General features: G+C 70.7%; 8 protein-coding genes. 4 read left to right on the forward strand and 4 right to left on the reverse strand.

Annotated elements, in window-relative coordinates; translation table 11 throughout:
- Positions 1-472 precede the first annotated feature (472 nt).
- Together BGN97_RS13825 and BGN97_RS13830 are read left to right on the forward strand one after the other, a co-directional pair.
- Positions 473-1,741 (forward strand): ammonium transporter, encoded by a 1,269-nt coding sequence (locus BGN97_RS13825; RefSeq protein ID WP_292702644.1) that lies wholly within the window; start codon positions 473-475, stop codon positions 1,739-1,741.
- Positions 1,742-1,745: 4 nt separating this feature from the next.
- Positions 1,746-2,345 (forward strand): hypothetical protein, encoded by a 600-nt coding sequence (locus tag BGN97_RS13830; protein ID WP_292702647.1) that lies wholly within the window; start codon positions 1,746-1,748, stop codon positions 2,343-2,345.
- A 95-nt stretch (positions 2,346-2,440) separates the two neighbouring features.
- Here BGN97_RS13830 and BGN97_RS13835 read toward each other — a convergent pair whose 3' ends face one another.
- Both BGN97_RS13835 and BGN97_RS13840 read right to left on the reverse strand, forming a co-directional pair.
- On the reverse strand, positions 2,441-2,827 hold the full coding sequence (locus tag BGN97_RS13835) for a VOC family protein (RefSeq protein WP_292702649.1): 387 nt from the start codon (positions 2,825-2,827) through the stop codon (positions 2,441-2,443).
- Between the two features lie 34 nt (positions 2,828-2,861).
- Entirely contained in the window at positions 2,862-4,013 is a 1,152-nt protein-coding gene (locus BGN97_RS13840) for a calcium:proton antiporter (RefSeq protein ID WP_292702653.1), read from the reverse strand.
- Positions 4,014-4,136: 123 nt separating this feature from the next.
- On the opposite strand from BGN97_RS13840, the gene BGN97_RS13845 reads away from it, so the two are divergent.
- Both BGN97_RS13845 and BGN97_RS13850 read left to right on the forward strand, forming a co-directional pair.
- Entirely contained in the window at positions 4,137-5,207 is a 1,071-nt protein-coding gene (locus BGN97_RS13845) for an NAD(P)-binding domain-containing protein (protein WP_292702656.1), read from the forward strand.
- Between the two features lie 9 nt (positions 5,208-5,216).
- Positions 5,217-6,395: a glycoside hydrolase family 3 N-terminal domain-containing protein gene (locus BGN97_RS13850; RefSeq protein WP_292702659.1), complete on the forward strand. Its 1,179-nt coding sequence runs from the start codon at positions 5,217-5,219 to the stop codon at positions 6,393-6,395.
- Here BGN97_RS13850 and BGN97_RS13855 read toward each other — a convergent pair.
- The gene (locus tag BGN97_RS13855) at positions 6,389-7,267 is read right to left on the reverse strand and encodes a 3-methyladenine DNA glycosylase (RefSeq protein ID WP_292702661.1); all 879 of its coding nucleotides are present in this window, start codon (positions 7,265-7,267) and stop codon (positions 6,389-6,391) included. The genes BGN97_RS13850 and BGN97_RS13855 overlap by 7 nt on opposite strands.
- On the reverse strand, positions 7,264-7,726 hold a 463-nt coding region (locus BGN97_RS13860; protein ID WP_292702662.1), incomplete at its 5' end, for an App1 family protein. The genes BGN97_RS13860 and BGN97_RS13855, both read right to left, overlap by 4 nt.

Genomic DNA, 7,726 nt, shown 5'->3' on the forward strand with positions numbered 1-7,726 from the left:
TACGGCGAGTCGGGAACCCGATACGAGGCGAGACGGTGAGTGGCGGCACTCGCTGGCACTCACTACACGTATGATCACGTATTCTCGCGTAGTCAAACGGTGGTCGTGTGTTAAGGTAATGCCAGGTCAAGGGGTGGTTTGCCCCGAGATATCAAGCAACCAGCCGCGGGCACCTAACGTGCAGGGGGTCAGGGGTTCGAGTCCCCTCAGGTCCACCATCGAGAAGCCCGCGAGAGATCGCGGGCTTCTTCCGTTCCTGCCGGCGCACGGGCCGTTGCATCGCCGCCGATGCCGCGCCGAGCGGTCGAGCGCGGGGACGCCACTGATCCGGCCCCTGTAACGAGGTGTTCACGCGCCGGGTCTGCGCCGAAACGCCCCGGAAACACAGCGCGCATCGGCGCGAAACGCGCCGGTGGGAGTCTTGCTGCACCCGACGCTGCAGGAGCGTTCTCACTGAGAGAGGAGCGGACCCATGGATCAGGGGAACACCGCCTTCGTTTTGATATGCGCAGCCCTCGTGCTGCTGATGACGCCAGGACTGGCGTTCTTCTACGGCGGCCTCGTCAAGGCCAAGAGCGTGATCAGCATGATGATGATGAGCTTCGGCGCGATCGGCCTGATCGGCGTGCTGTGGGTCGTCTTCGGATATGCGATCGCGTTCCCGAGCGGCACAGGGCTGATCGCCCCGTGGACGATCGACTGGTCGGCGATCGGGCTGAACAGCCTGCTCGAGGTGCCCAAGGGCGCCGCCTTTCCGCCGCTCGCGTTCGTCGGATTCCAGGCGACGTTCGCGATCATCACCGTCGCCCTCGTGTCGGGCGCGATCGCGGACCGGGCCCGGTTCGGCGCCTGGATGGTCTTCGCCGGCGTCTGGGCGACCGTCGTCTACTTCCCGGTCGCGAGCTGGGTCTTCAACTTCGGCCTGGCCGAGGACGGCAGCTTCTCCTACGGCGGCTGGATCACGAAGGGCCTGCAGGACATGCTGGGCGTCGGCGCGATCGACTTCGCGGGAGGAACAGCGGTCCACATCAACGCGGGAGCGGCAGGACTCGCGCTCGCCCTGGTGCTCGGCCGCCGCATCGGCTCCCAGAAGGGCGCCGACGTGCCGCACACCCCGCCGTTCGTGCTCCTCGGCGCGGGCCTGCTGTGGTTCGGCTGGTTCGGGTTCAACGCAGGCTCCGAGCTCGGCGCCGACGGCACCGCCTCCCTCGCGTTCGTCAACACCCTCGCCGCCCCCGCTGCGGCTCTGCTCAGCTGGCTCGTGATGGAGAAGATCCGCAACGGCAAGCCGACGTCGGTCGGAGCCGCTTCGGGTGCGGTCGCGGGTCTTGTCGCGATCACGCCGGCCTGTGCCGCCCTCACCCCGATCTGGGCGGTCGTGCTCGGTCTCCTCGCCGGCGCCGTCTGCCAGCTCGCGATCGACCTCAAGTTCAAGCTCGGCTTCGACGACTCGCTCGACGTGGTGGGCATCCACCTCATCGGCGGCATCATCGGAACGCTGTACCTCGGCTTCTTCGCCAACGACACGGGCCTCATCTACAGCGGCAGCTTCGCGCAGCTCGCGGCGCAGGCGCTCGCCGCCGGAGCGGTGCTGGTGTACTCGTTCGGGCTCGCACTCGTGATCGGCTTCGTGGTCCAGAAGACCATCGGCTTCCGGGTCAAGGACGAGGACGAGATCGCCGGCCTCGACACCGTGGTCCACGGCGAAGAGGGTTACGTCCTCATCGGAGCCCGGGTCTGATCCGATGACGAGTGCAACCTTCGTTCCGGGGCCGGCCCCGACCAGGCTCACGCGCCTGCGGGACCTGCCCCGGCGAGGGCTCGTGGCCGGAGGGGGACACGTCCGTGAGATCTGCGGGCACTGGGGGGCCGGCGGCGAGCTGCACTGGATGCTGCAGCTGGTCGAGCTGCGGCGTCCGGAGGGGGTGCTCCACCTCCCACCGGACGCCGCGCACACGCTCGCAGGCATCGGCGGGCCGCAGGTGGGCGTCGGGCCGGGAGCCGCGGTGGGGCTGCGCAAGGAGCGCGTGCTGCACTACGCGGGCGCGTTCCTCGAACTGCGACGCCCGCAGCTGCGTGCCGCAGAGCTGAGCCGCGTGCTCGTGCTCTCCTCGGTGCCGGCACGGGCGACGCCCGCGCTGGTCTTCTCGGATCTGCACGGAGCGCCGGTGCTTCCCGACGACGTGCGAGCGATCGTGGTGCGCTCGGGGAGGGTGAGCGCGGGCGGCAGCACCGCGACGGCGATGGAGGCGCTGGTGCTCCCGGACGAGGCTCCGGGGGAGGGCGGTGTCTCAGGCCTCGGGGTCGTCGCCGACGATGCCCGGGTGCTGATGGTCGTCGGTTGAGAGCCGAGCGGATCCGAGTCCAGGCGGATCCGCTCGGCTCTTCTTCAGGCGGCGTCCTCCGCCAGGCCGATGACGATTCCGCCCGGTCCTCGGAACTAGCACAGGCGCACGAGTCCGCGGTAGTCGACGACCTCGCCCAGCAGCTCGCCGCCGAGCGGGCCGAGGCGCGCGATCGTGTCGTCGAGATCGTCGACGGCGAACATCACCCGGTGGAACCCGAGCGTGTGGGGGATCGCCTGCACGCCTCGTCCGAGCAGCTCCGGCGCGTGATAGGTCGCGAGCTCCAGCTTTCCCGGAGCACCGGGGATGCGCATCATGGCGATCTCCGATCGCATCCCGCTCAGCCCGACGACGCGTCCGGCCCATTCGCCCTCTATCAGCTGTCGTCCCTCGAGCTCCATCCCGAGCACGGTGAAGAACTCGACTGCGAGGTCGAGGTCGTCCACCACGATTCCCACATTGTCCATGCGCATGATCGCCATGCGGCCACGGTACTCCGGTGCGTGCGAGCGGCCGTCAGCTGAACACGCTCATCCCGTACAGCACGAACACGAACAGGTGAGCCGCGCCGTGCAGCGCCGTGAGACGGCGACCCAGGAACGTGGCGAGGGTCAGCAGCAGCGTCACGCCGAGCAGCAGCAGGTTCACGGGCGACTCGGCCAGCAGTACGTGCTGACCGGTGAGGAGTCCGATCGTCAGCACGGCGGGGATGGTCAGCCCTGCCGTGGAGACCAGGGCGCCGTGGCACAGGTTGCTGACGCGCTGCATCTCGCCGCCGAGAGCCGCACGGATCGTGGTGATCGTCTCGGGCAGGAACACGATCATCGCGATCAGGATGCCCGACAGCGCGACCGGTGCTCCCAGCCTGTCCAGCCCCTCATCCAGCAACGTCGCCATGTCGTGGGAGAGCAGCACGATCGGCAGCACCATCGCGATGAGCAGCAGCGTGCGGGCGATCAGCTCGGCACGATGCTCGACGAGGACCGCGCCGATCGGCGCCCGCTCTGCATCGGAGGAGGACGAGGAGGACGAGGTCGCATGACGGGCATCCGCCGCTTCCTGGAAGTCCGCCCGCTGTGCGCCCATCTGACGCAGCAGGAAGAAGGCGTAAAGACACACCGTCAGCAGGACGAGGGGGATGGCCTGCGCTGGGGCGTAGGCGCCCTCGCCGCCGATCAGTGCGGGCAGCGCGAACGCCACCGAGAGCAGCACGATCAGCATCCCGAGGTACAGCGAGACGCCGGTGGGGTTCGCGCGGAGATGCCGATGCCGCATCCCACCCACCAGCAGGGCGATGCCGACCACGAGGTTCATGATGATCATGGACACGGCCATCACGGAGTCGCGGGCGATCGTGGTGTGCTCGCCCGGGCCGAGCATCACCGCGGCGATCAGGATCACCTCGATCGCGGCGATGGAGATCGTCAGCACGAGGGTCCCGTACGGATCGCCGAGCCGGTGCGCGAGGTGCTCCGCCTCGGTGACGACGCCGAACGCGCTCAGCGTGATCACGGCGACGATGCCGCCGAGCAGCAGCCACAGCAGCCAGGCCGGCAGCGGGCCGTCCAGCGCAGGGGTGAGCGCCAGCAGCAGGAGGAAGGATCCCCAGCCCAGGACCAGCCGGAGGACGGCCATCGGGGTGAGGACGGTGCGGAGCAGGGTTCGCATGGCGGATGCCGAATCCGCAGGGCCGTCCCCGCCTGTGATGACTCCGCACGGGTCGTCCCGGCGGTCGCTTCGTCCCCATTCTACCAAGGAACACCCCGACGCCGCCGGACGTTGGGACCCGGTGTGAGCATCCTCCAGAGCGTCGTCATCGGGGCGGGCCAGGCCGGCCTGTCGGCGTCGTACCACCTCAAGCGGCTCGGCATCGAGCACGTCGTGCTGGACGCGAACGACCGCCCGGGAGGCGCGTGGCAGCACCGGTGGGATGCCCTGACCATGCAGGACGTGCACAATGTGGCCGAGCTTCCCGGAGACACCCCGCCCGCGCACACCTCCGAGCGGGCGAACCAGGCGGTGCCCCGCACCTTCGGCTCCTACGAGCGCGCGCACGATCTGCCCGTGCTCCGGCCCGTCACAGTGCGCGAGGTCGTCGACGAGGACGGCATCCTGGTGGTGCGCGCCGACCAGGGGGAGTGGCGCGCCCGCACGCTCGTGAACGCGACGGGCACGTGGACCCAGCCCTTCCTGCCGCACTACCCGGGCATGGAGACGTTCCTCGGCGAGCAGCTGCACACCGTCGACTACCCGGGCCCCGAGCATTTCCGGGGCAAGCGGGTGCTGGTCGTGGGCGGTGGCGCCTCGGCCGTGCAGTTCCTCGGGGCGCTGGCGCCGATCACCGACACCCAGTGGGTCACCCGGCGCCCGCCGGTGTGGCGCACGGACGACTTCAGCCCCGAGGCCGGGGCCGCCGCCGTCGCCCTGGTCGAGAAGCGCGTCGCGCAGGGCCTGCCGCCGGAGAGCGTGGTCAGCGTCACCGGTCTCATGCTCCGCCCGCAGGAGCGCGAGGCCGAGCGGCTCGGGGCCTATGCGGCCCGCCGCGAGATGTTCCAGAGCATCGAGCCCGACGGCGTGCGCTGGGCGGACGGCTCCTTCGAACGTGCGGACGTGATCCTCTGGGCCACGGGCTTCCGTCCCGCCATCGCACATCTCGCACCGCTGCACCTGCGCAGCCCGCTCGGCGGCATCCAGCTCGACCGAGCCGGGCGGGGCACGACGGCGGTGGCCGATCCGCGCATCCAGCTGGTCGGATACGGGCCGTCCGCGAGCACCATCGGCGCCAACCGTGCGGGCCGCACCGCGGCCAAGGGCGTGCAGCGCAGTCTCGCCGCCCGGGAGACGGTCAGCGTCATCGCGTAGCGTGGACGCATGCGCAGATCCGCCTGGGGAACCAGATCCGCCTGGGGAACAGCGATCGCCGCGCTCGCCGTGATCGCCCTGGTCGGCTGCGCGCCTTCGACGGCGTCGCCGCAGGCATCCGCCTCACGCACCGTAACGCCGTCGCCGACACCCACCCCGACAGTGGACCCGGTGCGGGCCGCCGTCGCCAGGATGAGTCTCGCGCAGCAGGCGTCGAGCGTGATCATGGGCACGGTACCGGGCACCGACCCCGCCGCACTGCGCGCCTTCATGACCTCCGGCCCGGAAGGCGCCTCCCTCGGCGGCTTCATCCTGATGGGGTCGAACGTCGCCGCCGATGCGGCGCAGGAGAAGGCCGTCACCGACGCGCTCCTCATCGACCCCGTCCTTCCCCCTCTGATCGCGATCGACCAGGAGGGCGGCTATGTCTCCCGCCTGCCCTGGGACACCCTGCCGGGCGGGCGCCGCCTGCAGTCCGCCGATCCGGCTCAGGTGCAGCAGGTGTTCGCGCAGCGAGCGGCGCTGGTCGCCGCGACCGGGGCGAACCTGAACTTCGGCATCGTCGCCGATGTGCCCGCGAACCCGAAGTCGTTCATCGCGCCGCGAGCGCTCGGCACGGACCCGGCATCCTCTTCGGCGCGAGTCGTGGCCGCCGTCGAGGGGGAGAAGGAGGTCGTGCTCTCCACCCTGAAGCACTTCCCCGGCCACGGGGCGACACCCGGGGACTCGCACGTCAGCATCCCCTCGACGCCGATGGGCCTCGACGAGTGGCGGGCGGGTCCGGCGGCGCCGTTCGCGGCCGGCATCGGCGCGGGCGCCGAAGTGCTCATGTTCGGGCACCTGGCCTACACGGCGGTGGACGCCGCGCCGGCCTCGCTCTCACCGCGCTGGCACGAGATCGCGCGGAACGACCTGGGGTTCACGGGCCTCATGATCACCGACGACATCGGGATGCTCACCTCGTCGGGGGTCGCCGCATACCGCGACCCGGTTGCGGATGCCGTCGCCGCGCTCGCCGCGGGCAACGACATGGTGCTGATGATCGCGGGGTCGGACGCGCGGACCGCGGGGCGGATGGCCCAGGCGATCGTCACCGCGGTGCAGGACGGCACGTTGCCTGCGGAGCGGCTCCAGGATGCCGCAGAGCACGTCATGGCCCAGCGGATGGCCCTTCGACCGGCTCAGTGACCGGCGTGCGCTGCTGAGCCTGTCGAGGCACCGATCCAGGCGTCCAGGATCCGCTCCCTCATGAACGTTCCCCGCTCCGCGAACTCACGCTGCCGGCGCACGTACTCCGCCTTGCCCTCGGCGGTCTCGATGCGCACCGGCCGCACGCCCCACGCGGACAGGTCGTAGGGTGCGGCCTCCATGTCGAGCAGCCGGATGTCGCGCGCGAGCTCGAAGGCGTCCAGCATGAGCTCACCGGGGATCAGCGGGCCCAGCTTCACCGCCCACCGGTACAGGTCCATGCCCGCGTGCAGACAGCCGGGCTGCTCCAGGTCGGGCTGGGAGTCGCGCGTGAGCGGGAGACGGTTGCGGGGCACGGCGTCCGGTGTGAAGAACCGGAAGGCGTCGAAGTGCGTGCAGCGCAGCTCGTGCGTCTCGACCACCGCATCCGTGCCCGCCTGGCCCAGCCGAAGGGGGACCGGATGGCGGTGCTCCTCCTCCCGGTAGACCATCGCCCATTCGTGCAGGCCGAAGCAGCCGAACTGGCCTGGGCGCGAGGCGGTGCGGCGCAGCATCCGCTCCACGAGGTCCGCGAGCTGGGGCTTCTCGGCGCGGAACAGGTCTGCGTCCGGGACCACGGCGTCGCCGTCCGCGGAGGAGTACCAGCGCCACCCGGCCCGCTCCGGCGCGTCCTGCAGGACGACTCCGGCGCCGGGATGCCAGCGACGCAGCATGGCGGGCTTGTACGAGTAGTACGTGAAGAGGAAGTCCCACACCGGATGCTTCTCGCCGCGCGCCGCCCGCTCGCGGTGCGCCGCGGTGAGCATATCCGCTCGCGCCTCGTGCGCGCGGGCGCGCTCGATCCACTCGTCGCGGGAGAGAGCGGTCGTCATGGCGTCGGGTCGATGATGCCGGCCTCGCCGAGAAGATCGCGCAGGCCCGCGCCGTCCTCGGCGCTCACCCACGGCACCGAGTCCGCGCTGTGCTCCACCGTCGCACGACCTCCGGCCAGCACCGCCTCAGCGGGCAGCAGGCGCCGGATCGCGACGCCGGCGACGGACTCGGGATGCTCCTCGAGGAACTCGGAGTAGATGATCTCGTCGTGCTGACCGTCATCGCCGATCAGCAGCCAGCGCACGTCGGGGAACTCCGCCGCCAGGCGACGCAGGTTCCCGGCCTTGTGCTCGCGGCCGCTGCGGAACCAGCGATCGTGCGTTGGGCCCCAGTCGGTGAGCAGCATGGCGCCCGCGGGGAAGAGGTTGCGGCTCAGGAACCGGCGCAGCGTCGGCGCGATGTTCCAGGCTCCGGTCGACAGGTAGATCACCGGTGCGCCGGGGTGATCGCGGCGCAGC

Source organism: Microbacterium sp. 69-10, assembly GCF_001897945.1.
GTDB lineage: Bacteria > Actinomycetota > Actinomycetes > Actinomycetales > Microbacteriaceae > Microbacterium.